General features: G+C 65.9%; 19 protein-coding genes and 2 tRNA genes. 17 read left to right on the top strand and 4 right to left on the bottom strand.

Going from position 1 to position 25,697, the window contains the following annotated elements:
* Positions 1-82: 82 nt before the first annotated feature.
* Positions 83-634: a neutral zinc metallopeptidase gene (locus ACY3GB_RS03230; RefSeq protein WP_463087466.1), complete on the top strand. Its 552-nt coding sequence runs from the start codon at positions 83-85 to the stop codon at positions 632-634.
* Between the two features lie 2 nt (positions 635-636).
* Positions 637-1,365 (top strand): hypothetical protein, encoded by a 729-nt coding sequence (locus ACY3GB_RS03225; RefSeq protein ID WP_463087465.1) that lies wholly within the window; start codon positions 637-639, stop codon positions 1,363-1,365.
* A 19-nt stretch (positions 1,366-1,384) separates the two neighbouring features.
* Here the strand turns inward: ACY3GB_RS03225 and pbpC are convergent, their stop codons facing one another.
* From pbpC to ACY3GB_RS03210, 3 genes are all read right to left on the bottom strand, one after another.
* Positions 1,385-3,535, bottom strand: coding sequence for a penicillin-binding protein 1C (pbpC, locus tag ACY3GB_RS03220; RefSeq protein WP_463087464.1), 2,151 nt, complete (start codon positions 3,533-3,535; stop codon positions 1,385-1,387).
* 73 nt (positions 3,536-3,608) lie between these two features.
* A complete protein-coding gene (locus ACY3GB_RS03215) occupies positions 3,609-4,055 on the bottom strand; it encodes an HIT family protein (RefSeq protein ID WP_463087463.1) in 447 nt (148 codons plus the stop codon).
* An 83-nt stretch (positions 4,056-4,138) separates the two neighbouring features.
* A complete protein-coding gene (locus ACY3GB_RS03210) occupies positions 4,139-9,820 on the bottom strand; it encodes an alpha-2-macroglobulin family protein (protein ID WP_463087462.1) in 5,682 nt (1,893 codons plus the stop codon).
* 415 nt (positions 9,821-10,235) lie between these two features.
* Here ACY3GB_RS03210 and tig point away from each other — a divergent pair, with 415 nt between their 5' ends.
* From tig to ACY3GB_RS03170, 8 genes are all read left to right on the top strand, one after another.
* Positions 10,236-11,543 (top strand): trigger factor, encoded by a 1,308-nt coding sequence (gene tig / locus ACY3GB_RS03205; RefSeq protein WP_463087461.1) that lies wholly within the window; start codon positions 10,236-10,238, stop codon positions 11,541-11,543.
* Between the two features lie 21 nt (positions 11,544-11,564).
* Positions 11,565-12,197 carry an ATP-dependent Clp endopeptidase proteolytic subunit ClpP gene (clpP, locus tag ACY3GB_RS03200; protein ID WP_166440242.1) on the top strand — a complete coding sequence of 211 codons (633 nt, stop codon included), beginning with the start codon at positions 11,565-11,567 and terminating at the stop codon, positions 12,195-12,197.
* Positions 12,198-12,213: 16 nt separating this feature from the next.
* The gene (gene clpX / locus ACY3GB_RS03195; RefSeq protein ID WP_231154133.1) at positions 12,214-13,494 is read left to right on the top strand and encodes an ATP-dependent Clp protease ATP-binding subunit ClpX; all 1,281 of its coding nucleotides are present in this window, start codon (positions 12,214-12,216) and stop codon (positions 13,492-13,494) included.
* Positions 13,495-13,637: 143 nt separating this feature from the next.
* Positions 13,638-16,052, top strand: a complete 2,415-nt coding sequence (gene lon, locus ACY3GB_RS03190) for an endopeptidase La (protein ID WP_463087460.1) — start codon at positions 13,638-13,640, stop codon at positions 16,050-16,052.
* 173 nt (positions 16,053-16,225) lie between these two features.
* Complete coding sequence (locus ACY3GB_RS03185; protein ID WP_011136101.1) at positions 16,226-16,495, top strand: HU family DNA-binding protein; 270 nt, start codon at positions 16,226-16,228, stop codon at positions 16,493-16,495.
* Between the two features lie 48 nt (positions 16,496-16,543).
* Positions 16,544-16,619, top strand: a tRNA-Val gene (locus tag ACY3GB_RS03180).
* A gap of 7 nt (positions 16,620-16,626) precedes the next feature.
* Positions 16,627-16,703 (top strand) — tRNA-Asp (locus tag ACY3GB_RS03175).
* A 71-nt stretch (positions 16,704-16,774) separates the two neighbouring features.
* Positions 16,775-18,613: a SurA N-terminal domain-containing protein gene (locus ACY3GB_RS03170; protein ID WP_463087459.1), complete on the top strand. Its 1,839-nt coding sequence runs from the start codon at positions 16,775-16,777 to the stop codon at positions 18,611-18,613.
* Positions 18,614-18,662: 49 nt separating this feature from the next.
* Here the strand turns inward: ACY3GB_RS03170 and ACY3GB_RS03165 are convergent, their stop codons facing one another.
* The gene (locus tag ACY3GB_RS03165) at positions 18,663-19,586 is read right to left on the bottom strand and encodes a LysR family transcriptional regulator (RefSeq protein WP_463087458.1); all 924 of its coding nucleotides are present in this window, start codon (positions 19,584-19,586) and stop codon (positions 18,663-18,665) included.
* A gap of 88 nt (positions 19,587-19,674) precedes the next feature.
* On the opposite strand from ACY3GB_RS03165, the gene ACY3GB_RS03160 reads away from it, so the two are divergent.
* The 7 genes from ACY3GB_RS03160 (at position 19,675) to ACY3GB_RS03130 (ending at position 25,678) form a co-directional block, all read left to right on the top strand.
* Positions 19,675-20,439, top strand: coding sequence for a sulfite exporter TauE/SafE family protein (locus ACY3GB_RS03160; RefSeq protein WP_463087457.1), 765 nt, complete (start codon positions 19,675-19,677; stop codon positions 20,437-20,439).
* An 86-nt stretch (positions 20,440-20,525) separates the two neighbouring features.
* Positions 20,526-20,816 (top strand): helix-hairpin-helix domain-containing protein, encoded by a 291-nt coding sequence (locus tag ACY3GB_RS03155; protein WP_463087456.1) that lies wholly within the window; start codon positions 20,526-20,528, stop codon positions 20,814-20,816.
* Positions 20,804-21,436 carry a paraquat-inducible protein A gene (locus tag ACY3GB_RS03150; protein ID WP_463087455.1) on the top strand — a complete coding sequence of 211 codons (633 nt, stop codon included), beginning with the start codon at positions 20,804-20,806 and terminating at the stop codon, positions 21,434-21,436. The genes ACY3GB_RS03155 and ACY3GB_RS03150 overlap by 13 nt, the downstream gene beginning before the upstream one ends.
* Positions 21,418-22,053, top strand: a complete 636-nt coding sequence (locus tag ACY3GB_RS03145) for a paraquat-inducible protein A (protein WP_463087454.1) — start codon at positions 21,418-21,420, stop codon at positions 22,051-22,053. The genes ACY3GB_RS03150 and ACY3GB_RS03145 overlap by 19 nt, the downstream gene beginning before the upstream one ends.
* Positions 22,040-23,662 (top strand): PqiB family protein, encoded by a 1,623-nt coding sequence (locus ACY3GB_RS03140; RefSeq protein WP_463087453.1) that lies wholly within the window; start codon positions 22,040-22,042, stop codon positions 23,660-23,662. The genes ACY3GB_RS03145 and ACY3GB_RS03140 overlap by 14 nt, the downstream gene beginning before the upstream one ends.
* Positions 23,659-24,252, top strand: coding sequence for a PqiC family protein (locus ACY3GB_RS03135; protein ID WP_463087452.1), 594 nt, complete (start codon positions 23,659-23,661; stop codon positions 24,250-24,252). The genes ACY3GB_RS03140 and ACY3GB_RS03135 overlap by 4 nt, the downstream gene beginning before the upstream one ends.
* 148 nt (positions 24,253-24,400) lie before the next feature.
* Entirely contained in the window at positions 24,401-25,678 is a 1,278-nt protein-coding gene (locus tag ACY3GB_RS03130; RefSeq protein WP_463087451.1) for an MFS transporter, read from the top strand.
* Positions 25,679-25,697 lie beyond the last annotated feature (19 nt).

Here is a 25,697-nt window from a genome sequence, read left to right as displayed (position 1 = left end):
ATAAATAATAATTCTTTCCAGAATGATTATTCATTTGCCATAAAAAGATCTCCGTGACGCAACACTCAAGGAGAAAGAGATCATGACAAAGAAAATCATCACGCTGTGCGCGCTCGGCGCGGTTATCGCAGGCCAGATCGGCGCGGCCCTGGCCCTGCCGGTGAACAATAGCTACATCCAGTCCAGCGCCAACGAGATCCGGGGCTTTCTCGGCGCTTACGCGCGCCCGACGGTCTATGTGGACCAGAACGCCTGCGGCGAGCCGCAAACCAGCGCGATGGCGTGCGGGCCGTACACCATCAGCGTCGGCACCGGCTTCCTGCAGCAACAGGAAAGCAGCTATGGCAACTATGTGGCCAAGTTCATCCTGGCGCACGAATGGGGCCACTCCGTCCAGTTCACCCGCGGCATCAACCGCCAGCCGCCGATGCAGGAGCTGCAGGCTGATTGCGTGGGCGGCACCTTCGCCAAGTACGCCGAGACCAATCTGCGCTATCCGAGCTTCATCGAGAACGCGGTGGCATCGGCGCGCGACGCGGCCGACTACGCCGAGCACGGCACGCCGTCGCAGCGCGATTACTACTCGCGCTACGGCTACGCCAACGGCTTCAACGTCTGCATGACGCGGATCTGACGATGAAGAGGGCAACCTTGTTGATCGCAGCGGCCGCAGGGACGGCGGCCGTGGCGGCATGGCTATGGCTGCCCGCTCACTTCACGATGGCGGGCGGCGCGTCCGGACAGGCGCAGTCCGCCGCCGCGAAGGGGGCCGGGATGGAAAAGGGAGCGGCGCAGGCATCCGCGAAACCGGCCGCCGATGGTTTCAGCTTCGCGGTGGGCGGCGATCCGTCCGCGCAGCAGCCGTCCGCCGCCGCGCCAGCGGAAACGCCGGCCGAGCGCGCGCGCAAGCAGCAGCTGCGCAAACTGGGCTACATGATAGACGCGCGTTATTACCAAATGTCGCTGGCCGACTTGCGCATGGCCGCCAGCCGCGGCGATCCGCAGGCGCTGACGCATCTGGCCGAGCGCTATCTGTTCCAGCTTGACGGCCACCCGCGCGAGCCGGACTACGAGGCGGACTTCCGCTATCGCGAGGAGGCGCGCGAGGCGCTGCAGCAGGCCTATGCGCGCGGCAATCTGCACGCGGCGGCCATCATCTCGGAGAGTTATCTGCTGGACAAGCAGCCGGAAGAGGCCGCCGCCTGGAACCTGGTGGCGCGCCGCTCCGGCGACACGCTCAGCGCCGACTGGTTATTGAAGACCAAGGACTACCAGGCCTTGACCGAGCAGCAGAAGGCCAGCGCCGCGCAACGCGCCAACCAGTTGTGGCAATCGCTGCAGCGGCGCAAGGCCGCCGCCGGCTAGTTTGACGGGACGCGGCGCTTCAACGCGGCCTGCCGGGCCGCAGCGAGGCGCCGCGCACCTCGAATCTCACCGCCTGCACCGCCTTGCCGTCGCCGCCGCGCAGCTCCAGCCGGTGCCGGCCGGGCCAGGGAAACCAGGCCAGCTCCGCTCCGCTTCCCAATCGTTTGCCGTCCAGCCACCATTGCGGCTTGGCCACGCCGCGCGCGCGCAGCACCATGCGCTGGTTGGCGGGCGGGATGTCCGGATCGAGCGCGAAGATGCTGCCGTCCACCGGCGCGGCGATGCCCGGCGTCAGGTCGGCGGCGGAGCCTTTCTGCGGCACGATCAGCGCGCGCTGGGTGCCGGCCAGGAACCACTCGGTCCGCGGCGCGGCGACATCGCCCTGGTAGCGCACCTTCTGGCGCACCAGGCCGGCCGGCGGCGCGGGCGGCGGCAGGGGCGCGGCCGATTGCTGGGCGCGATCCAGCACGGCCTGCCATACCGGCGCCGCGCCGTGCATGCCGGACACGTCCCACATCGGCTCGCCGCTGGCGTTGCCCACCCAGGCCGCGACGGTGAAGCGGCGCGAGAAGCCCACCGCCCAGTTGTCGCGCATGTCCTTGCTGGTGCCGGTCTTCACCGCGCTCCAGTAGCGAGTGGACAGCGCGCTTTCCAGGCCGAAGGTGAGGGCGCGCGCGGTGCGGTCGGACAGGATGTCTGCGATGATGAAGCTGCTGGCGGGGTCGAGCAGACGCTGGGGCTGAGGCTTCGCGTCGGCCAGCGTCCAGCGCGGCGGGCTGGCCAGGCCCTGGTTGGCGAGCGTGCGGTAGGCGTTGGCCAGGTCCAGCAGGCGGATGTCGGCCGCGCCCAGCGCCAGGCTGTAGCCGTAGTAGTCGCCGTCCTCGGTCAAGCTGGAGAACCCCAGCTTGACCAGCCGGTCGCGCGCGGCGTTGGGAGTGACCATTTCTATCGTTCGCACCGCCGGGATGTTCAACGATGACGCCAGCGCGGTGCGCACCGGCACCAAGCCCTTGAAGTCCTTGGAGTAATTTTGCGGCGCGTACAGGCCGCTGCCGGTCTGCAGATCCAGCGGGCTGTCGTCCAGCAGCGAAGCCGCGGTCAGATAATGTTTCTCCAGCGCCTGCTGGTACAGGAAAGGCTTGAGCGTGGAGCCGGCCTGGCGCAGCGCGGTGACCCCGTCCACCTGGGCGGCGTTGGACAAGCCGCGGCCGCTGGATCCGATCCAGGCCAGGATGTCGCCGCTGCGGTTGTCCAGCACCACCAGCGCGCCGTCCTGCACATTGCGCTGCGACAGCGCCGACAGATGGCGGCGCAGCGCGGCGGCGGCGAAGCGCTGCAGCGGCAGGTCCAGCGTGGTGGCCACCCGGCTGCCGGCGGCGAAACGGCGCGTCTGCTGCAGCTTTTGCGCGAAGTGCGGCGCGTCCTGTTCGGCCAGCGGGTTGGCGGCGCGGCTGCGGGCCAGCGCTTGGCTGGCGCGCACGCCCAGCGCCGCGCAGTCCGGTTTGCGGCCCATGTCCTGCAGGATATGGCAGGCGCGGCCGGACACCTTGTCCGGCGCGGCGTTGGGCGCGCGGATCAGCGCCACCGCGATCGCCGACTCTTCCAGATTCAGCCCGGAAGGCAGCTTGCCGAACAGCGTGGACGACAGCGATGACAGACCCACCAGCTCGCCGCGGAAGCCCACCAGGTTCAGGTAGGCCTCCAGGATCTCCGCCTTGGTCCAGTGCCGTTCCAGCCAGGCGGCGGACCAGGTCTGGCCCATTTTCTGCCACAGGCTGCGCCCGCCCTTGCTCACCTTCAGATCGTCGTCCAGCAGGCCGGCCAACTGCATGGTCAGCGTGGACGCGCCGCGGGTGCGGGTGTTCCACAGATTGGCCCAGGCCGCCGCCGCCACGCCGGACCAGTCCACGCCGCTGTGCTGGTAGAAGCGCTTGTCCTCGGACAGCAGCAGCGCCTGGCGGAAGGCGGGCGAGGTGTCGGCCAGGTCGACCCACTCCTGCCGCCGCGCCTGCTTGTCGACGCGCAGCCGCTGCAGCGTCTGGCCGTGTCGGTCCAGCAGCGTCACGTCGGACGGTTGCCAGGCGGCTTTCACCTCTTTGAACGTGGGCTGAGCCCAGGCGGGGGCGGAGAGCAGGGTCAGGGCGATGATGAGGATGCTGGGTTTGGTCACTGCTGGTGCTTTTCTCAATTGCGGGCGGGCACTGGGTATTGGCGCAAAGGTTATGGCGCGGCGCATTCGGGGTTCATTGGCGCGAACTCTGCTGCTGGGCGGCTGTTGCGATGCCTATCGCTTCTCTCAATGCGGCTGCCGTTTGAGCGAGTCCGTGATTTCTCGGCTCAGCGGGTTCGGTCGAATAGAATTCTGAAAATGGACGATTTTTATCTCTGGGCACGACATGCATGTGAAAGTGGCCGAGCTCATTGAAGGCGCCGCCGTTCTGGCAGAGGGCGATGCCGTCCGGGCGGTACAGCGACTGGATGGCCCTGGCGACGGTTTGGGCCGCGCCCATGACCGCTTTAGTCAACTGCTCGTCCAGTTCTTCCAGTTCCACGGCATGCCGCTTGGGGAGGATCAGCGTATGCCCTTCGCTGAAAGGATCGTGGTCGAGAAAGCACGCGACAAGGTCGTTTTCGTAAACTGTGTGTATGGTTTCTTTACCATTCGCCAATCGGCAGCCCAAACACTCCATCTTTTCTCCCGTTATTTCTGCGCGACATCCAGCCCATGAGCGAGTGCGGCCTCTCCCTGGAATGACAGGGAGAGGCCATTGCGTCACTTGCCGCCATCCACCACTTTGAATGCCCCGTTCGGCGACATGCCGAACACGTCCGGCGCGTACATCGCTTCGACGCGGGTCGGCGGCAGCTTGAAGGTGCCGGGATTGTTCAGCCGCATCGTGTATTCCACTTTCAGCTCGCCGCGCGGCACATAGCTGTAGTAGGCGCGGTAGCCGGCGAAGCGGCGTTCGATGTAGTCGGCGTAGTCGCCGCCGTTGCCGGGCTTGGCGTCGATCGCCGAGTCGCGGCCCAGGCCGCCGCCCTGGATCGCGGCGCCGGCCGGGATCGGGTCGTCCACCACCACCCAGCTCATGTCGCTCTGCGCCTGGATGGACAGCGTCACTTTGACCACGTCGCCTGGCTGATATTGGCCGTCCACCTTCTGGCTCACCGGCGTCAGCGTCTTCTTGATGCTGTAGCCGGCGTAGCGCGGCGCTTTCAGCGGGATGGCCGCTTCGGCCTGGACGGTAGCCCATGGAGCGCCGGAGCCGGCGTGCTTGAGCTGCAGCTTGCCGCCGCCGGCGGGCCACGGCAGCAGGCCCAGCAGTTTGACGCCTTCCTGCGGCCAGGCGAGGCTGAGGCTGGATTTGCCGAGGACGGCGCTGGTCTGGCCCGTCACCGGCACGGTCTCGAACTGGCGCGAGAACTGCGCGGTGGCCAGCGATCCCCATAGGTTGGCGGTAGTGGTGTCCCAATGGCCTTTCTGCTGGCGGCCGAGCAGGCCGGTCAGCAGGCGCGGCATGTCGGCCTGCCAGTCCGGCAGCTTGCGCGCCGCCAGCAGCAGCTTGGCGGCGTTGACGTCGCCGTTGCCCATCAGCCACCAGGCGTTGTCGCTGGCCTCGGTGCTGAAGCCCATCCGCGTGCCCTGGTAGGTCAGGCGGGCGCGCAGCAGGTTGGAGGCTTCCGAGATGCGGCCGGCGCGCTGCGGGATGTCCGCCGCGCGGCCCAGCAGCGACAGCCAGTCCACCAGCATGGCGGTGCCCATCTTCTGCGGGTTCAGGTCCAGCACGTCCAGCATCGCCGGGCGGAAGCGGCCGTAGCGCGACAGCGCGTCCATCGCCGCCAGGCGGCGCGCGTCGGCGTCCTGGCGGCTACCGGGCAGGTCGCGTTTCAGCTTGCCTTCGACGAAGGCGGACAGGCCGTCCAGCATTTTGCCGCGCGGGCTTTCCGGAATCTCCATGCCGGCCTCGCCGGCCACCGACAGCAGATAGCTGGTCAGCACGTCGCTGCCGCGGTCCGGCGCGCCTTCGGCGAGCGGGAAGTAGGCGGCCAGGCCATTGCCGTCCAGATACAAGGGCAGCTCGCCCATCAGCTGGTTCCAGCGCTTGCCGTCGGCCAGGCCGATGGCGATGGAGCTGCGCTGTTCCAGGCAGGCGTAGGGATAGTCCTCGAACCAGCGGCGCACGCCGGGCAGGCTGTTGCCCAGTTTGGCCTGCAGGCTGACGCGGATGCCGCCGCGGCCCGGCAGCGCGCCCGGCGGAGGGGCCGCCGGGATGGACAGCTCGGGCGATACGCGCTGCAGCGTGGCCTGTTCCACCGTCACCGGCACCGCCGGGTCGATCTGTTGCTTGACCGCCAGCTTGTCGGCGGCCTTGCCGTCAACCTGCTGGGCGGAGAAGGTCCATTGCGCCTCTTTCAGCCCCTCAGGCACCGTCACGTTCCAGCTGACCAGCCGCGCCTCGCCCACCGGCAGGCTGATTTCTCTGGCCGGCAGCGCCGGGAAGCCGGATGCGGCGGCCGATACCTTGACCTTCAGCGCCTTTTCGCCGCCGTTGCGGACGGTGACGCCGGCCTGGAACTGATCGCCCTCGCGCGCCAGCGGCGGGATGCCGGAAGTCAGTTGCAGATCTTGTGTGACGTTGAAGCCGGATTCGCCGGTGCCGAACATGTCATTGCCGACATCGGCCACCGCCATCAGGCGGAAGCGGGTGAGGGCGTCGTTGATCGGCACCTTGACGCGGGCGCTGCCGTTGGCGTCTAGTTTGAGGGCGGGCTGCCAGACCAGCAGGGTGTCCAGCAGCTCGCGTGTCGGCGCCTTGCCGCCGCCGCCGCCCGGCGGCAGCGACTTGCGGCCGTAGTGGCGCTTGCCCACCACTTCCAGCTGGGCGGTGGCAGTTTCCACGCCGTAGCTGTGGCGCTGGTACATCGCCTGCATCAGCTCCCAGCTGTGGTTGGGCTGCAGTTCCAGCAGCGCCTCGTCGACGGCGGCGAAGGCCACCTCGGTGCCGGCAGGCGCCGGTTTGCCATTGGGCAGTTTCACCTTGACGGCGACTTCGGCGGTCTCGCGGATGCCGTAGCTCTTCTTGGCTGGCGTGACTTCCACGCTCAGCCGCTTGGCGGCGTCGCCCACTTGTATCTCCGCCACGCCGTATTTGAAGGCCGGGCGCGACAGGTCCACCATCGCGGTCGGCGGCGCGTAGTCGCCGCCTTCGTTCCAGTAGGCGTCCCACCATTCCGACGGGCTCTTCCAGCCCCAGGTGAAGAAGGAGTACCACGGCACGTCGCGCACGCGGCCGCGCACGGCCAGCACCGATACATAGACGTTGGGCGTCCAGTCGGGGCCGATTTTCAGCTCTACGGTCGGGTCCTTGCCTTCCAGCTCCACCACGCGGGTTTCCAGGACACCTTCGCGTTCGATGGCCAGCCAGGCGGTGGCCTTGCGGAAGGGCATGCGCACCTGGAAGCGGGCGGTCTCGCCGGGCAGATAGCTGGTTTTTTCGGGCAGGATGTCGATGCGGTCGTTGTTGTCGACATCGAACCACAGCTCGTCGTGCTTGCTGACCCAGACCGATTGCGCGGCCTGGGCGATGTTGCCCTGGTCATCCTTGGCTTCGGCGATCAATTCCATGTCGCCTGCGTTCTTGAGGTTGATGTCGCAGAACACCAGGCCGCGGGCGTCGGTGGTGCCGCCGCACACCTTGCCCTTGTCGTCGGTTTCCTCGTTGTGGTCCCAGGCGTAGAAGCCGCCCACCAACCGTTTGCGGCTGGACAGGTAGCGGTGTTCGCGCAGCGTGACCTTGACGTCCTTGTTGGCGATGGGCTTGCCGGCGGTGTCCAGCACCACGGCCTTCAGCTGCAGCGCGCGGCCGGCGGTGATCCAGCTGTCCACGCTGACGCCCACCTGCAGCGCGGCGGGCCACAGCGGAATGCGGCGGGTGATGGTCTGGGTTTCGCCGTTGGGGTCGCGGTAGGCGGCCTCGGTCACCAGGTCGTAGCGGCGGTCCAGCTTGGGCAGCTTGTCGACGGCCACCTTGCCGTTGCCGTTGGCGTCCAGCTTCAGCGCGGCCTTGTCCAGCACCACCTTGCCGTCCAGCGAGCCGTCGCTGTTTTCGCGGCTGCGCTGCGGCGGCGAGAAGGTGAAGCCGTCATAGGCCTTGATGCGGGTGTAGGCGTCGGCCAGCATCGCGCTGACCTCCACCGGCCAGTCCTTGGCCGGGCCGCCGTTGCCCCAGGACATCGACACGTTGAGCGGCACTTGCTTGGCGCCGATATTGGCGCCCTTGGCGGTGAAGATGCGGCCGGTCATCACCGGCAGGCGGAATTCCTCGACGCGGAAGCTGCCGCTGTGCAGCGAGTAGCCGTCCAGCTCCGGGCTGGCCGGCTTGGCCTTGTCGTCCGGGCCGCGGGCGCCCTTGCGTTCCAGGTACAGCGTGTACTCGCCGAGCTTGGCCTCCTTCGGCAGAGCGTAGCTGCTCTCGGCGTAGCGGCCGTTGCGCCAGGCCAGCGGCAGAGTGATCTCGTCGCCGCTGCCGTCATGGACGATGCGCAGCTGCTGCGGCAGTTGGTTCGGCTTCAGCTGGGCCAGTCCCTTGCCGGCCTGCACCCGCAGCAGGTGCTTCATCGACACCGTTTCGCCGGCGCGGAACAGCGGGCGGTCCAGGATGGTGTGGGCCAGGATGGACGGGCTGTCGTTCCATTGCGTGGGGAAGGGGAAGCGCCAGGACTCGATGCCGCGGTTCCAGCCGGAGCGTACGAAGGACACGTCCTCGTTGCCCTGCGCGTCCTTGGCGCGGGCGGTGACGAACAGGCCGGACAGCTCTTCGTCGGATGAGCATTCGCCGCCGTTCAGCTGCTTGTTGATGTTGGCGATGCCGTTCTTGTCGGCCTTGCCGGACCACAGCGCCTCGCCCTTGCAGTCGTAAACGCTGATTTTGGCGTCCGGCACCGGCTTGCCCTTGTCCAGCGTGGTGACCCACACCGAGGCGTTCTCGCCGGAGCGCTTCAGGTGCACGGCCATATTGGTGACCAGGGCGGCGGTGCGCACGTACATCGGTTTGTCGGCGCCCAGCAGAGACTTGCCCAAGAGGCGGGACGACACTTCCACCACGTAGAGGCCGGGTTTGGGCAGCGGGATGCCCACCACCTCGAACGGCCACTTGCCGTTCTTGTCAGGCTGCGTCGGCAGCTTCAGCGGCGCGGCGTCGCGGTTCTTGTTCAATAGCGACACGCGCCGGCTTTCCACGGTTTTGTCCTTGCCGGCCGGCAGATTGCTTTCATGGTAGCGCTGCACCTTGGCCAGCCACTCCATCATGTCGGCGTCGTTCAGCAAGTGCAGCGCCTTGCCGCCCAGCTGCACCGACTTGATGCGCAGATCGGCCTCCACGCCGCGCAGCGTGATCGGCAAGGCGGCGTCGGCGCCGGATTCGATGATGCCGAACGGCGCGGCGGCGAACTTGGCCAGCGGGGGATAGTCGCCCAGCTTGAACGACAACGGGAAGCGGCCGGCGTTGACCAGCGGCCGGCCCACCTCGTCTCGGAAGTCCTTGGGCAAGGTCAGCGTCAGCGTTTCCAGCGGCGGGAAGGGCGGCGCGAAGCTGATGCTGTCCACCGGCTCGCCCTTGCTGCGCTCTTGCGCCTGAGGCGCGCGCTCGGCGCCGCCGCCGGACAGGCGCACCGCCATGGCCAGCTTTTCCGGCACCGGCGAGCTGAAGTTCAGCGTGACGGGCTTGAACGGGATGCAGGCGCCCTTGGCGCTCTCGCGTTGGCAGCTCATGCTGGCGCTGAAGGCGGGGCGCACCTGGAAGTCCAGCTTGTCCGGTTTGCCGGCGCCGCGCAGGTGCACCAGCGACAGCTTGCTGTCCGGCGCCAGGCGTTGGTCGCAGCGCACGGTCAGCACCTGAGAGGCCGACTTTTGCAGATCGAGATGCTTGAGCAGCGCCGCGCGCTCGGCGATGGCGAGCGTCCGCACCGGGATGCGTTCCGGCAGGCTGGACGACTGGCAATACAGCGAAGACGGCGACACATTGGCGGCGTTGAATTTCAGCACGAAGGCCTGGTCTTCCTCGATCCGCCCCTCGTCCGGCCAGCTGCGGCTGACAATGGGCAGGCCGGTGAAGAAGCGGAAGGCCGGGCCGCTGACCGCGTCTCCCCGCGCATCCTTCAGGCCGGGCTTCAGCGTGAAGCGGCAGTCGGTGTTGGCGGCGGGCGTCTCCGGCAGGTCCAGCGCCCAGGTCTTGTCGTCCACCCAGTGGCCCTTGCCTTTCAGGCCGCAGCTCCAGGCGAACGGCGCCGGCGCGGCGCTGTTGCCCAGCGCGATCATGCTGGCCGAGAAGGTGGCGCGCACCTGGCTGATTTCCTTCACTTCGCCCTGGGGGCTGAAGGTGACCACGCCGGCGAGAGTGGCGGCGGGGGCGGCGAGAGCGGCGAGCAGCAGGCTGCGGCGCAGCAGTGTCTTCATGGCATCACCGAGGGATGGTTGGGGCCGGGAGGCGCGGTTTCGGGCGGGAATGCTCATTCTTTCAGGATATTTTCTCTGCCGGAAATGGCAATTTGCATGAGGCGGGATGATAGCAGATGGCGCCAGCCGCCGCGCGCGCGCCGGTAAAAACCTCTGCAATATCAAGCCGGAATCCTTTTGGGCTCGCGGCGCGGCGCGCGTCGGCGCCGCAGGCGGGCGAGCCTCCCGGCCGAAGCCGGAGCGGCAGAAGGGCAGACAAGCCGGCCCTGCGTGCTATACTCTTTGCTTCGTTGGGTGCGTGGTGTAACTCCACGCAGCGCCGCTTCCAAGCCGTCCGGCGGGTGCCGGAAACCTGGCGGGAGTGGGCGTCGTACCGTCCCAGATGACTAAAACCTGTCACACTTAAGGAATCAACATGCAAGTACAGCTGGAAACTCTGAGCAATCTTGAACGCCGCATGAACATCGCCCTGCCGATGGCCGCCATCGAAACCCAGGTTGCGGAGCGCCTGAAGCGCGTGGCACGCGGCGCCAAGATCCAAGGTTTCCGCCCGGGCAAGGCTCCGCTGAAGATCGTGGAGATGAACTACGGCGCCCAGGTGCGTGAAGAGGTGATGGGTGAGCAGGTTCAGCAAGGCTTCTACAAAGCCGTGACCGAACAAAGCCTGCGCGTTGCCGGCTACCCGCGTTTCGAGCCGGTTGCCGCCGGCGACGACAAGGAAAACTTCAAGTTCGCCGCCACTTTCGAAGTGTATCCGGAAGTGAAGATCGGCGAACTGGCCGGCAAGGAAATCGAAAAGCCGAACACCGTGGTCGGCGACGCCGAAATCGAAAAGACCATCGACATCCTGCGCAAACAGCGCACCCGCTACAACCGCGTTGAGCGCGAAGCCGCCGAAGGCGACCGCGTGATCATCGACTTCAAGGGCACCATTGACGGCGTGGCCTTCGAAGGTGGCTCCTCCGAAAACTTCCCCTTCGTGCTGGGCCAGGGCCAGATGCTGGCCGAGTTCGAAGCCGGCATCGTCGGCGCCAAGGAAGGCGACATCAAGAGCGTGGAAGTGAGCTTCCCCGAGGACTACCACGGCAAGGACGTGGCCGGCAAGAAGGCCGTGTTCGAAATCCTGGTGAAGAACGTGGCTGAGGCCACCCTGCCGGAAGTGAACGAAGAATTCGCCAAGATGCTGGGCATCGCCGAAGGCGACGTCGAAAAAATGCGCGGCGAAATCCGCAAGAACGTTGAGCGCGAAGTGAAGCGCCGCCTGCAGGCCCGCATCAAGGAAAACGTGATGCAGGCGCTGATCGACGCTACCGAGCTGGAGCTGCCGAAGGCCCTGGTGAGCCTGGAAATCGGCCGTCTGGTCGAGCAGGCCCGCCGCGACATGCAACAGCGCGGCATGAACGTGAAAGACATGCCGTTCCCGCCGGAACTGTTCGCCGCCCAGGCCGAGCGCCGCGTGAAGCTGGGTCTGATCCTGTCTGAAATGGTTGAAGCCAACAAGCTGGAAGCCAAGCCGGAGCAGGTTCGCGCCATGATCACCGAGTTCGCCGACAGCTACGAGCAGCCGGAAGACGTGCTGTCCTGGTACTACGAGAGCCAAGACCGTCTGGAAGGCCCGACTTCGATGGTTCTGGAAGACAACGTGGTTGAATTTGTGCTGTCTCAGGCCAATGTTGTAGCCAAGGACCTGTCCTTCGATGAACTGATGGGCAGCCAAGCCTGATAACAACTTTTGGAGTGGCCGATGAAATCTATGATGGAAGCGCAAGGTCTGGGCTTGGTGCCCATGGTGGTGGAGCAGAGCGGTCGGGGCGAGCGCGCCTATGACATCTACTCTCGCCTGCTGAAGGAACGCATCGTCTTCCTGGTCGGCCCTGTCACCGACGAGTCGGCCAACCTGGTTGTGGCGCAGATGCTGTTCCTGGAGTCGGAAAATCCGGACAAGGACATCCATTTCTACATCAACTCGCCGGGCGGTTCGATTACCGCCGGCATGTCGATCTACGATACGATGAACTTCATCAAGCCGGACGTTTCCACGCTGTGCATCGGGCAGGCGGCCAGCATGGGCGCCTTCCTGCTGGCGGCCGGCGCGCATGGCAAGCGCTTCGCGCTGGAGAACAGCCGGGTGATGATTCACCAGCCGCTGCTGTATGGCGGCGGCCTGTCCGGCCAGGTGACCGACATCGAGATCCATGCCCGCGAGCTGGTCAAGGTGAAGGCCAAGATGAACGAGCTGCTGGCCAAGCACTCGGGCCAGACGCTGGAGCGTGTGCAGTCCGACACCGAGCGCGACAACTTCATGTCGGCGGAAGAGGCTCGTGCGTACGGCATGATCGATAAAGTGCTGTCTTCCCGTCGGGATGTGACGGCCTAAGTAGTGGAATTGGCTAATGGCTGACAAAAACAGCAATGAGAAGCTTCTCTACTGCTCTTTCTGCGGAAAGAGCCAGCACGAGGTGCAACGGCTGATCGCCGGACCGCAGGTGTTCATTTGCAATGAATGCGTCGAGCTGTGCAATGACATCATCCGCGAGGAGCTGGAAAAAGGCGCTGGCGGAGAGGTGATCGGCGGCGGATCCGACGATCATCCCTTGCCGACGCCGCAGGAGATTCGCGCGGACCTGGACCAGTACATCATCGGCCAGGACTTCGCCAAGAAAACTCTGTCGGTGGCGGTGTACAACCACTACAAGCGGTTGTACAACAAGGGCGGCAAGGATGACGTCGAGCTGGCCAAGAGCAACATCCTCTTGATCGGTCCGACCGGCTCCGGCAAGACGCTGCTGGCGCAGTCGCTGGCGCGCCTCTTGGACGTGCCCTTCGTCATCGCCGACGCCACCACGCTGACCGAGGCGGGGTATGTGGGCGAGGATGTCGAGCACATCATCCAGAAGCTGCTGCAGAAGTGCGACTACGATGTGGAGAAGGCCCAGCGCGGCATCGTCTACATCGACGAGATCGACAAGATTTCGCGCAAGTCGGAAAACCCGTCCATCACCCGCGACGTATCGGGCGAGGGCGTGCAGCAGGCCTTGCTGAAGCTGATCGAGGGCACGGTGGCCTCGGTGCCGCCGCAGGGCGGCCGCAAGCATCCGAACCAGGAGTTCATCCAGGTCGACACCACCAACATCCTGTTCGTCTGCGGCGGCGCTTTCGATGGTCTGGACAAGATCATTCGCCAGCGTTCCGAGAAGGGCGGCATCGGCTTCGGCGCCGAGGTCTCCTCCAAGGACGACGGCAAGAGCCTGACCAAGCTGTTCCAGGAAGTCGAGCCGCAGGACATCATCCGTTTCGGCCTGATTCCGGAGCTGATCGGTCGTCTGCCGGTGGTGGCCACGCTGGAAGAGCTGGACGAGGAAGCGCTGGTTTCCATCCTGACCCAGCCGAAGAATGCGCTGATCAAGCAGTATCAGCGGTTGTTCTCGCTGGAGACGGTGGAGCTGGAGGTTCGTCCGTCGGCGCTGCGCGTGATCGCCAAGCAGGCGCTCGCCCGCAAGACCGGCGCCCGCGGCCTGCGTTCCATTCTGGAACGCGCGCTGCTGGACACCATGTACGAGCTGCCGTCGATGCAGGATGTGGAAAAGGTCGTCGTCGACGAGAAAGTGATCGAGAAGGGCGACAAGCCGCTTTTCATCTATCGCGAAGGCGGCGGTGTGGCACAATCCGCCTGACGGCCTGGCCTGAATGACTGAACCGCCCGTCAGGGCGGTTTTTTATTTGTCACCGACGTAATCTGTTTTAGTATGGGGTGTTGATATTCTGGCCTTCCACCCCATTTTCCAAGCATTGTTTCCCCAAGCTAAGGTTAGGTGATATGCCGCAACCCGCAGAAATCAGAGAAGAGACCACGCTGCCGCTGCTGCCCTTGCGCGACGTGGTGGTCTTTCCGCACATGGTCATTCCGCTGTTCGTCGGACGGGCCAAGTCGATCCGTGCGCTGGAACTGGCGATGGACGAAGGCAAGCAGATCCTGCTGGTGGCCCAGCGCTCGGCCTCCAAGGACGAACCTTCCGCCGAAGACCTGTACAGCGTGGGCACCATCGCAGCCGTGCTGCAGATGCTCAAGCTCCCCGATGGCACCGTCAAGGTGCTGGTGGAGGGCCGTCAGCGCGCCACCATCAAGGAGGTGGGCGAGGAGGACGGCTGCTTCGTCGCCGAGTTCGCGCCGCTGTCCAGCGAGCTGGAAGAGTCCAACGAGACCGAGGCGATGCGCCGCGCGCTGCTCGCGCAGTTCGAGCAGTACGTCAAACTGAACAAGAAGATTCCGCCCGAGGTGTTGAACTCGCTGGCCGGCATCGATCGCGCCGGCCGCATGGCCGACAGCATCATCGCCCACCTGCCGCTGAAGCTGGAGCAGAAGCAGGAGGTGCTCGAGATGTTCGACGTGCAGACCCGCCTCGAGCACCTGATGTCGCAGCTGGAAGGCGAGATCGACATCCTGCAGGTGGAGAAGCGCATCCGCGGCCGCGTCAAGCGCCAGATGGAGAAGAGCCAGCGCGAGTACTACCTGAACGAGCAGGTCAAGGCCATCCAGAAAGAGCTGGGCGAGATGGACGAGGCCAGCGACCACGACGAGCTGGAGCGCCGCATCAAGGCTGCCGGCATGAGCAAGGAAGGCCGCGAGAAGGCGTTGTCCGAGCTGAAGAAGCTGAAGATGATGTCGCCGATGTCGGCCGAGGCCACCGTGGTGCGCAATTATATCGACACGCTGCTCGAGCTGCCGTGGAAGAAAAAGACCAAGATCAGCAAGGACGTGGCCGCGGCCGACGCCGTGCTGGACGAGGATCACTTCGGCCTGGAGAAGGTCAAGGAGCGTATTCTGGAGTACCTGGCGGTGCAACAGCGCGTCGACCGCCTGAAAGCGCCCATCCTGTGCCTGGTGGGCCCTCCGGGCGTGGGCAAGACCTCGCTGGGGCAGTCCATCGCCCGCGCCACCAACCGCAAGTTCGTGCGCATGGCGCTGGGCGGCGTGCGCGACGAGTCCGAGATCCGCGGCCACCGCCGCACCTACATCGGCTCCATGCCGGGCAAGGTGCTGCAGAACATGGCCAAAATCGGCGTCAAGAACCCGCTGTTCCTGCTGGACGAAGTGGACAAGCTGGGCGCCGACTTCCGCGGCGATCCGTCGTCGGCGCTGCTGGAAGTGCTGGATCCGGAGCAGAACCACGCCTTCATCGACCACTACGCCGAAGTCGAGTACGACCTGTCCGATGTGATGTTCGTCGCGACCGCCAACTCGCTGAACATTCCGCCGGCCTTGCTTGACCGGATGGAAATCATTCGTCTTTCCGGCTATACCGAGGACGAAAAGGTGAACATCGCGCTGAAGTACCTGTTGCCGAAGCAGATGGAGGCCAACGGCGTGCGCGAAGGCGAGCTGGTGGTGCAGGAGTCGGCGATTCGCGACATCGTCCGTTACTACACCCGCGAAGCCGGCGTGCGCAGCCTGGACCGCGAGGTGGCCAAGATCTGCCGCAAGGTGGTGACCGGCGCGCTGCTGAAGCCGGCCAAAACGGCCAAGGTGACGGTGTCGGCCAAGAATCTGGACAAGTACCTGGGCGTGCGCCGCTTCGACTACGGCCTAGCCGAGGAGCAGAACCGAATCGGCCAGGTGACTGGCCTGGCATGGACCGAAGTGGGCGGCGAGCTGCTGACCATCGAGGCGGTGTCGCTGCCCGGCAAGGGCAACATCGTGCGCACCGGCCAGTTGGGCGAGGTGATGCAGGAGTCGATCACGGCGGCGATGAGCGTGGTGCGCAGCAGGGCCAGGAGCCTGGGCGTGAAGCCGGACTTCTACGAGAAGAGCGACATGCACATCCACGTGCCGGAAGGCGCGACACCGAAGGATGGCCCCAGCGCGGGCATTGCGATGACCACGGCCATCGTGTCGGTGCTGACCGGCATTCCGGTGCGTGCCGACGTGGCGATGACCGGCGAGATCACGCTGCGCGGCGAGGTGTTGCCGATCGGTGGCTTGAAGGAAAAGTTGCTGGCGGCGCACCGCGGCGGCATCCGCCACGTGCTGATCCCCAAGGGCAATGAAAAGGACTTGGTGGAGATTCCGGCCAACATCAAGCAGAAACTGGAGATCCATCCGGTGAAGTGGATTGATGAGGTGCTGGCGCTCGCGCTGGAACGTCAACCGGAAGAACTGTCGCAAGAAGAACAATCTGGCGACATCCCGCCTGCGCAGGATGCGGGCAGCAATGTCCCGGTTCTGAAGCATTAAGAATCATGGTCTTACCGAAGCCGTGAATAAGCTGTGTTTTCGCGGCTTCCCGTTGTGCTTGCGAATTAGCAAAATGACCGTGGAAGCCGCTTGACACAAGGATTTCCGCCTTGCTATAAAGCAAGCGTTTTTATCTGAACTACGTAGACCGAGAACGACGAAAGGGGACTTACGTGAACAAGTCTGAACTGATTGACGCCATCGCGGCTGAAGCCGATATTTCCAAGGCTGCTGCTGCCAAGGCTCTGGACGGCATGGTTGCTGCCGTTACCTCTGCCTTGAAAAAAGGCGATACCGTGACCCTGGTGGGTTTCGGCACCTTCTACGTGGGCGAGCGCGCCGAGCGCAGCGGCCGCAACCCGAAGACCGGCGCCACCATCAAGATCCCGGCGGCACGTTCTCCCAAGTTCCGCGCTGGCAAGGCACTGAAAGACGCGCTATAATTTGCCACTCCGCCGGGGTCTGATTTTGCAGGGTTCGGCGGAGCGCAGGGGCGTTTAGCTCAGTTGGTAGAGCGTCTGCCTTACAAGCAGAATGTCGGCGGTTCGACTCCGTCAACGCCCACCAACGGCACGGAGTGGTAGTTCAGTTGGTCAGAATACCGGCCTGTCACGCCGGGGGTCGCGGGTTCGAGCCCCGTCCACTCCGCCAAATACACAAGAGAAGGTGAACCGTTTGCGTGTTCACCTTTTTTTTTACAGGGGTGGCCTTAGCCAATCGTCATGTTCGAGTTTGTCCAGAACAACAAAACCGTCATTCAAGTGATCCTGGGCGCTGTGGCCCTGACTTTCGTGGGCTTCGGCGTCGGCAGCTATTCCAGCGCCACCGACGATCCCTATCTGGTCAAGGTGGGCAAGACCAAGATCTATAAACGAGATCTGGATCGCGCGCTGGAGGGCCAGCCTAGCGACCCCGCCGCCCGCCAGGCCGCGCTGGAAAACCTGATCCGCCAGGAGCTGCTGCTGGCCGAGGCCCGCGACCACGGCGTCGCTGTCAGCCCGGAACAGCTGCGCAAGGTGATCGCCTCCATTCCCGCGTTCCAGGAAAACGGCCAGTTCAGCGCTCAGCGCTACAGCGAATTCCTGAAGAGCCGCTATCCGAATCCGGAAGCCTTCGAGGCCGACATCGGCCGCGACATCCTGTTGCAAAGCCAGCTGAACAGCGTGGCCGGCACCCAGTTTGTGTCCAATACCGTGGTGGCCCGCGTGGCGGGGCTGCTGGGCGAAGGCCGCGAGCTGCAGCAGCTGGTGCTGAAACCGTCCGACTTCGCATCCGAGGTCAAGACCGACGCCGCCGCGATCAAGGCCTACTACGATGCCAACGCCAAGCGCTTCAAGCTGCCGGAGCAGGTGAAGCTGGATTACGTGGTGCTGTCCCAGGATGCTCTGGCCCAGGGCATCAAGGTCAGCGACGCCGAGGTGCAGAAGTACTACGACCAGCACAAGGCCGACCTGGCCGGCGAACAGCGCCGCGCTTCCCACATCCTGCTGACGGTGGCCAAGGACGCCAAGCCGGAACAGAAGGCCAAGGTCAAGGCCGAGGCAGAGGCCATCCTGAAGGACGTGCGCGCCAATCCGGCCAAGTTCGCCGAGCTGGCCAAGGCCAAGTCGCAGGATCCGGGCTCCGCGGAGAAGGGCGGCGATCTGGGCTTCTTCGGCCACGGCATGATGGTCAAGCCGTTCGACGACGCGGTGTTCAAGCTGAAGCCGGGCCAGATCAGCGATCTGGTGGAAACCGAGTACGGTTTCCACATCATCCGCCTGGACGCGGTCAAGTCGCAGAGCCTGGAGGACGTCAAGGGAGCGATCGTCGACAAGCTGCAGAAGCAGAAGTCCGCGGCGCTGTTCCGCGAGCAGGCCGACAAGCTGAACGAAGTCGCCTATCAGCAGGCCGACTCGCTGAAGGGCGTCGTCGACGCGCTGAAGCTGGAGGTCAAGCACTCCGACTGGATCCAGCGCAACCAGCCGTCGCAGGATGAGCTGCTGGGCAACGCCAAGCTGCTGTCCGCCGTGTTCAGCGACGATGTGCTGAAGAAGAAGCACAACAGCGAAGTGGTGGACATCGGCGGCAACCGCCTGGTGGTCGCCCGCATCGCCGAGCACCAGCCGGAGCGGCAGCAGCCGCTGGCCGACGTCAGCGACGCGATCCGCAAGGAGTTGGTGGAGCGCGAAGGCGCCAAGCTGGCCGACAAGAAAGGCCAGGCTCTGCTGGCCGAGCTGAAGGCCGGCAAGGGCGTGGACGCCCAGAAATGGGGCCAGTCGGCCACGGTGTCGCGCCGCGCTGCCGCCGGCATGCCCGTGGCTGACGTCCGCGCGGTGTTCGCCGTGGCCGGCAGCAAGCTGCCTGGCTTCGCGGGCGTGCGCCACGACACCGGCGAGTACGTGATCTACCGCGTCAACAAGGTGGTTCCGGCTCCGGCCGTCACCGACGCCGACCGGGCGCAGCTGGGCAATGTGCTGGGCGAATTGAGCGCCAACAGCCAGTTGGCCAGCTACCTGAAGGCCCTGCGCGAGAAGTATCCGGTCACCGCCGGCAAGCAGTCGCTGACCGACAACAACTGATCCGGCCCGCTCCGGACGCCAAGCCCCGCGCATGCGGGGCTTTTTGCTTTCAGCGCGGTGGATGAAGCCCGAAGCCGCGCGCCCGGGCTTCCTGGCGCAGCGCGTCCAGCAGCAGCCGGGCCTTGCGCGGCATGCCGCGGCTGGCGAACACCGCATGCATCTGCGGATCGTCGCCGTGGCTGGACACGATGCGGAAATCCGGGCACAGCCGCACCAGCTGGCCGCGCGCGGCCAGCGGCTCCGCCAGCCAGTCTCCCAGCCGGGCGATGCCCATGCCGGCGCGGACGGCGTCCAGCACGCCGTTGCCGGAGTTGCTGCGATGCCAGGCAGTCAGGTTGAGGCTGACGGTTTCATCTCTCGATACGAAATTCCAGGCTTTCAGCACCCGTGGCGCGCTATGGATCACCACCCGGTGCTGGGGCAGCTCGGCGGGATGGTCCGGCGCGCCGTGGCGGGCGACGTAGTCCGGGCTGGCGTACAGGTGGCGGCGGTACTGCCACAAGGGGTGGCCGATCAGCTCGCTGGAAGCGGGGAAGGCGCCGCGTATCGAGAAATCCAGCTTGTCCCGTATCGGCTCCAGTATCGAATCGCTGTACAGCACTTCGAAGCGCAGGCCGGCGTGGGCATCGGCCAGGCTGGCCAGCACGGCGGGCAGCAGTTCGCGTCCCAGCGTTTCCGGCGCGGAGAAGCGCAGCAGGCCGCGCGGCGCGCCGGCCTGCTGGCTCAGCTCTTCCTCGGCCTGCTGCTGCAGGTCCAGCATCTGGCGGGCGGCCGGGTAGTAGGCTTCGCCGGCCATGGTCAGCTCCACCTGTTTGCTGGAGCGGGCCAGCAGCATCGCGCCCAGTTCCTCCTCCAGCGCCTGCAGCGCGCGGGTGGCGCTGCTGGGCGAGGTGCCCAACTGGCGGGCGGCGGAGACGAAACTCTTCTGCTCTACCACCGCGCAGAATATGCGGATTCCCCATAGCGGCTTCATCGCGGCTCCAAGGTTGCGTTTTTTGCAATATTACATTGCAAGCATTGTTTCGGGCCAGCACGTACAATTCGCGTCGAGGAGGATGACAATGTTGTTGAGCTTGAGCTTTCTATGCCTGATCGCGTTTTGCGCGGGTTTGGTGGACGCGGCCGTCGGCGGCGGCGGCCTGATCCAGATTCCCGGCCTGTTCAGCGCGCTGCCGAATGCGGCGCCGGCCACCATCTTCGGCACCAACAAGCTGTCGGCGGCGGTGGGCACGCTGTCGGCGGCGCGTTCTTATCTGAGCCGGGTGCGGCTGCCGTGGCGGCTGGTGCTGCCGGCCGCCGCCACCGCCTTCGCGTTTTCGTTCGCCGGCGCGGCTGTCGTGTCGCAGATTCCCAAGGGCGTGATCCGGCCGTTGGTGCTGGCGCTGCTGCTGGTGATGGCGGTGTATACGCTGTGGAAGAAGGACTTCGGCAAGCTGCACAAGCCGGTGGCCATCGGCCGCCGGGAAATGGCGGTCGGCATGGCCATAGGCGGCGCCATCGGTTTCTACGACGGTCTGTTCGGGCCCGGCACCGGCAGCTTCCTGATGTTCCTGTTCATCCGCTTCTTCGCCTTCGACTTTCTGCACGCGTCCGCGGCGGCCAAGGTGGTGAACCTGGCCACCAATGTCGCGGCGTTGATCTTCTTCGTCGGCGCCGGCCACGTGCTGTACCAGCTCGCGCTGCCGATGGCGGCCGCCAATATGGCCGGCGCGATGGTCGGCACCCGCCTGGCGATGAAGAAGGGCGCCGGCTTCGTGCGGGTGCTGTTCCTCGGTTTGACCAGCGTGCTGATCTGCAAGCTGGCCTGGGATATTTTCCACGGCTGAGCGTTTTGCCCGGGAGCGGCCGCTTTGAACTGAGGCGGCCGCTCCTTTATCATGTAGTCTGAATGACTACGCCACGGCCGTTTTCCATGCACCCATCCCGCTGTCCGCCGCCGGACGCCGCCACCGATCTGCTGCAACTGCCCAACGTCGGCCCGCGCGCCGCCGCAGACCTGCGGCTGCTCGGCCTGAGCCATCCGGCAGAGCTGCGGGGGCGCGATCCCCACCAGCTTTATGTGCAGCTGTGCGACGCCACCGGCCAGCGCCACGACCCTTGCGTGCTCGACGTACTGATGTCGGTTTGCCACTACATGGATACCGGCGAGGCGCGCGCTTGGCCAAGTTTCACCGCGGAGCGCAAGCGCAAATGGACGGTGTGAACGGGGAGGGGGCGCTGACGGCCTGCCACGATTGCGATCTGCTGCTACGCCTGCCCGGCGCGCAAACCGGCCGCGTGCGCGTTTGCTGCCCGCGCTGCGGCGCCCAGCTGTACGAATGCTCGGACAGCGGCCCCGAGGTCGGCGTGGCGTTGCTGGCGGCCGGCGCGGTGATGTTCGCGATCTCCAACGTCTATCCGGTGCTGGTGCTGGAGATCGCCGGCAACCGCAATGCCGCCACGCTGTGGCAGACCGCGCTGGCGCTGCATGGGCAGGGCATGCCGGAGGTGGCGTTGCTAGTGCTGTTCACCGGCATCGTGATGCCGGCGCTGGAGCTGGCCAGCATGCTTTACCTGCAGTTGCCGCTGTTGTTCGGCCGCGCGCTGCCGGGTTTTCCGGCGATGATGCGGTTGCGCGGCCTGGCGCGGCCCTGGTGCATGGTGGAGGTGTTCTTGCTGGGGGTGCTGGTTTCGCTGGTGAAGCTGGTGCATCTGGCCAGCGTGCAGCCAGGCATAGGCCTATGGGCGTTTTTCGGCCTGATCGTGCTGATGGCGGCCAGCGCCAGCCGCTTCCGGCCGCATGAACTGTGGGAGCGCTACCGCTCATGCCGCATTATCCATTGAGCAGCGCCGCGTCGCGCAATCTGTGCCTGTGCCACGGCTGCGGGCTGCTGGTGAGGATATCTACGCCCCATGCCGCCGTCTGTCCGCGTTGCGCGGCCCCGCTGCACCTGCGGCGCCCGGCGGCGCTGCAGCGTTGCTGGGCTTTGCTGCTGGCGGCGATGATCAGTTATCTGCCGGCCAATCTCTTGCCCATCATGGAAACCACGGCGCTGACCGGCGTGCAGCGCGACACCATCATGAGCGGCGTGGTCTATCTGTGGAACAACGACTCTTGGCCGCTGGCGCTGGTGGTGTTCACCGCCAGCGTGCTGGTGCCGTTGCTGAAAATACTGGCCTTGCTGCTGCTGTTGTGCAGCGTGCAGTGGCGCTGGCGCTGGGCGCCGCGCCAGCGCACGCGGCTGTACCGGATGATAGAAGTGATCGGCCCGTGGTCGATGCTGGACATTTTCGTGGTGGCGCTGATGGTGGCGCTGGTGCAGTGGCAGTCGTTGGCCAGCATCAAGGCCGGGCCCGGCGCGATCGCCTTCGGCGCGGTGGTGGTGCTGACCATGCTGGCCGCGATGAGTTTCGATCCCCGGATGATCTGGGACCCCGTAGAGGAACATGATGAGCAGTGAAAATCCGCAAAACCCTCCAGAGCCGGATCTGCCGCAGGCGGTGCCGGTGCGCCGCGGCCGCTGGGCGCCGTCGCTGGTCTGGCTGATTCCGGTGGTGGCGGCCTTGATAGGCGGCTGGCTGGCGGTGCATGCCGTGCTGTCGCGCGGCCCCACCATCACCATTTCCTTCCAGAACGCGGAGGGGATAGAGGCCGGCAAGACCCGGATCAAGTACAAGGACGTGGAGATCGGCGAGGTGACTTCGGTCAAGCTCAGTCCCAGCCGGCAGGCCATCGTCGCCACCGCGCAGCTGAGCAAGGAGGCCGCCGACTACCTGGCCGAGGACAGCCGCTTCTGGGTGGTGCGGCCGCGGGTGTCCGGCGGCGGCGTGTCCGGCCTGGGCACAGTGCTGTCCGGTTCCTACATCGGCATGGACATCGGCAAGAGCGAGGCGCGCAAGACCGATTTCGTCGGCCTGGAAACCCCGCCCATCATCAATGCCGACCTGCCGGGCCAGACCTTCACGCTGCGCGCCGACAATCTGGGCTCGCTGAACACCGGCTCGCCGGTGTATTTCCGCCGGGTGCCGGTGGGGCAGGTGGTCGGCTACGAGCTGGACCCCAAGGGCGGCTACGTCAAGGTGGCCGTCTTCATCAATGCGCCTTACGACCATTTCGTGTCCGCCAACAGCCGCTTCTGGCACGCCAGCGGCGTCGACGTGTCGCTGAGCGCCAACGGCCTCAACGTCAGCACCCAGTCGCTGGCGGCGATCGCGCTGGGCGGCATCGCCTTCGAGACGCCGCTGGCCGACAATGCCGGCATCCCGCTGTCGGACCGCAATTTCATCCTGCACGATACCCGCGACAGGGCGCTGCAGAATCCGGACCGCGAGATGCAGCCGTTCCGCCTGCGTTTCCGCCAGTCGCTGCGCGGGCTCAGCGTCGGCGCGCCGGTGGACTTTCGCGGCATCACGATAGGCGAGGTGACGGCGATAGGCGTGCAGTATGTGCAGGACCGCAAGGACTTCGACATGACGGTGGACATCCGCACCTATCCCAGCCGTCTGGACAGCCTGTCGCGCGGCGGCCGCATCACCGGCAAGTTGTCGCCGCAGGCGCTGGTGGCCAACGGCATGCGCGCCCAGCTGCGCTCCGGCAACCTGATCACCGGCCAGCTCTACGTGGCGCTGGACTTCTTCCGCGACGCGCCGCCGGCCCGGCTGGTGGTGAAGGGCGGCGTGCCGGAGTTGCCGACCATTCCGGGCGACCTGGAAGAACTGCAGCGGGTGTTGCAGCGCATCGTCAAGAAACTGGATGCGGTGCCGTTCGACAGCATAGGCAAGGAGGCCGACGCCTCGTTGAAATCGCTGCACCAGACGCTGGACAGCGTGAAGCAGCTCAGCGACGGCCTGAATAAGCAGACGGTGCCGCAGGCGAGCAAGACGCTGGAGCAGCTGCAGCAGACGCTGGAAGCCACCCGCCAGACCATGCGCGCCGATTCCCCGCTGCAGCAGGACATGCGCTCCGCCGCGCAGGAAGTGAAGGAGACCGCGCGCAGCTTCCGCGCGCTGGCCGATTATCTGGACCGCCATCCCGAGGCGCTGGTGCGCGGCAAGGAGGCGCAGCCATGATGATGAAAACGATGTTCGCAGCGGCCACGATCGCGGCGCTGGCGGGCTGCGCGTCGCCGCAGTCGCGCTTTTACGGGCTGGACGCGCCGGCCGCGCCGCAGACGCAGGCGCAGTTCGGCAAGCGGGTGCTGCTGGGGCCGGTGAGCCTGCCGGCGGCGCTGGATCGGCCCCAGCTGGTGATGGACATGGGCGGCGGCGAGCTGAAGCTGCAGGAGTTCGAACGCTGGAGCGCGCCGCTGGACCGCTTGCTGGCGCAGCGGCTCAGCCAGGGCGTGGCGCGCGCCAGCGGCGTGGCCAGCGTCTACGCCTACCCGCAGCCGGGCATGGACGGCGGCGATCTGCGCATCGCCGTCGACGTGCGCGGCCTCAGCCTGAAACCGGGGCAGGGGGCGGCGCTGGAGGCGGCGTGGCAGCTGCAGAACGCGGCCGACGGCAAGATATTGGCCCGCGGCGGCTTCAGCCGCAGCCAGGCGGTGGCGTCTAACGAGCCGGGCGCGCTGCTGGCCGGCCTGCAGACCTTGCTGGATGGCCTGGCCGCCGACATCGCCGCGCCGCTGGTCCAGCATCCGGAATGGTGGCGCGCGGGCTGACTCTCCTCCATTGGGAGTAGCCGGCGCCGGCCGTAAGGGTTAATCCGCCTCGTCCGTTGGCAGGCTGATAATCCTGCGACCGACGAATACCGGCGCGCGCCGCCGTCGCTTATCGTGGCAACCATGACCACTCCATGGGTATGGTGCCATGACTTCCCCGACATTCAAACGCTACTGCGTGCTGGCCAGCAGCACGCTGGCCTTCACCCTCTGCTTCATGGTCTGGATGATGTTCGCGGTGCTGGGCATCCCGATCCAGCAGCAGCTGGGCCTCAACGAAACCGAGTTCGGCATCCTGGCGGCGACGCCGGTGCTGACCGGCTCGCTGATCCGCGTGCCGCTGGGCATCTGGACCGACCGCTACGGCGGCCGCCCGGTATTGTTCGCGCTGATGCTCAGCTGCGTGATTCCCATCTACCTGATGCAATTCGCCAGCGCCTACTGGCAGTTTCTGCTGGCCGGCTTGTTCGTCGGCCTGGCCGGCGGCTCGTTCTCGGTCGGCACGCCCTATGTGGCGCGCTGGTTCCGCAAGGAGCAGCAGGGCCTGGCCATGGGCATCTTCGGCGCGGGCAACGCCGGCTCGGCCTTGACCAAGCTGGTGGCACCGGCGCTGATCGTCGCCTGGGGCTGGCAGAGCGTGCCCACCGCCTACGCGTTGATCATGCTGGCCGCCGCCATCCTGTTCTGGCTGTTCTCGTTCAGCGATCCGGCGCACAAGGCGCCGTCCACCATCACGCTGCGCCAGCAACTGGCGCTGATGAAGCACCCGGCGGTGCTGCGCTATTGCCAGTACTACTCGGTGGTGTTCGGCGGCTACGTGGCGCTGGCGCTGTGGATGACCAAGTACTACGTCGGCGAGTACGGGTTGGACCTGAAGCACGCGGCGTTGCTGGCGGCCTGCTTCTCCCTGCCCGGCGGCGTGCTGCGCGCTGCGGGGGGGTATCTGTCCGACCGCTTCGGCCCCTATGTCGTCACCTGGGCGGTGATGTGGGTGTGCTGGGTGGCCTTCTTCCTGTTGTCCTATCCGCAGACCGAGATGCGCGTCGCCACCGTGAACGGGCCGATGAGCCTGCATATCGGCCTCAACGTCTACCTGTTCACCGGCCTGCTGTTCCTGGTGGGGGTGGCGATGGCCATCGGCAAGGCGTCGGTGTTCAAGTTCATCGCCGACGAGTTCCCGGACTCCATCGGCGCGGTGTCCGGCGTGGTGGGCCTGTCCGGCGGCCTGGGCGGTTTTCTGCTGCCCATTCTGTTCGGCGCGCTGCTGGATCTGACCAGCGTTCGTTCCAGCGCCTTCATGCTGCTGTACGGCACGGTGTGCGTCAGCCTGGTGTGGATGCATTTTTCCTTCAAATCGGCGGCTAAGGCCAAGGCGCGCGCGGCCGCGCCGGTCCATCCCATTCCCTTGACGAGCGAGCGCGGCTGAGCGCGGCGCGGGAGACACT

This window comes from Chromobacterium sp. Ag138 (assembly GCF_055181315.1).
This window is presented reverse-complemented; position numbering and strand designations above follow the sequence as displayed.